The following is a 1,017-nucleotide window of genomic DNA, read 5'->3' on the forward strand; positions in this document are numbered from 1 at the left end:
TCCTGCCAGCCCGCCAGCCGGTCGCGGGCGGACCACCAGCGCTGCGGCCCGGCGACGTGCCAGACCGTCCGATGGCCGAGCCCGAGCAGGTGAGCGGTGGCGATCCGGCCACCGTCCTCGCCGTCGCCGCCGCTGATCAGCACGGTCGGCCCGGTCAGGCCGGGGAACCGGCCGAGGCTGAGCACCGGCAGATCGGTGTCGACGTGCACGTTCTCGCCCTCGTCGATGGGCTCGGAGAGCACGATGCCGTCCACGCCCTCGGCGAGCAGGGACTCGATGGCGCCGTGGACGCCGGCCGGGTCTCCCTCGAAGGTGGTGACGACGCTGAGTGAATAGCCGGTGCTGCGCGCGGCGCGTTCCAGCTCGATCAGCATGGTGGCGGGCCCGTAGAGTGCGCTGCCCAGTGAGACCACGCCGATCCGCCGGGTCCGCCCGGAGGTCAGCGTGCGTGCCGCGTTGTTGCGCCGGTAGCCCAGCTCCTGCGCGGCCTGCAGGACCCGGAGCCGCACCTCTTCCTTGACGTACGGCTCCCCGTTCATCACCCGGGACACCGTCTTCTGCGAGACGCCGGCCCGGGTCGCGACGTCCGTGCTCGCGGGGCGGCGGCGGGGGTTCGCCATGTCGCCTCCCCGGTCTGACGGTGTGTCGGACGTCTCTGACTCCGTAGTCATATTCGTTCGTCGATGACAGCTTGTCAACGCCTGCTCACCAGTCGGCCGAAAGTCGCAGTCGTCTCGCCGCGGAGTCCGGCTGGGAGCGGATGCGCGGAGGCACCCCGGTCCGAGATCGTCGCTTTCTGGAGCAGACTTTGACCGGAAGGGACCTGATGACCACCGATGGCGAGAACCGGCCGGCCCGGAACCGCGTGACGCTGACCGGGATCAGCTCACGCGCCTGGGAACACCCGGCCGACCGAGGGGCGCTCACCGCGCTGCGCGAGCTGCGCGGCTTCGACGACGTGGTGAAGGCGTTCTTCGGCATGTGGAACGAGCGCGCGTTCCGGCTGTCCTTTCTGGC

General features: G+C 70.8%; 1 protein-coding gene and 1 pseudogene. One reads left to right on the forward strand and one right to left on the reverse strand.

Annotated elements, in window-relative coordinates; all coding sequences use genetic code 11:
- Positions 1-620, reverse strand: a 620-nt coding sequence (locus AB0M20_RS45655) for a LacI family DNA-binding transcriptional regulator (RefSeq protein ID WP_364307943.1), incomplete at its 3' end; no start/stop codon positions are given.
- A gap of 206 nt (positions 621-826) precedes the next feature.
- Between AB0M20_RS45655 and AB0M20_RS45660 the strand changes: the two are divergent.
- Positions 827-1,017 (forward strand): annotated as a pseudogene (locus AB0M20_RS45660) (peptidase M48); the annotation flags it as partial.

Source organism: Actinoplanes sp. NPDC051633 (genome assembly GCF_040681735.1).
GTDB lineage: Bacteria > Actinomycetota > Actinomycetes > Mycobacteriales > Micromonosporaceae > Actinoplanes.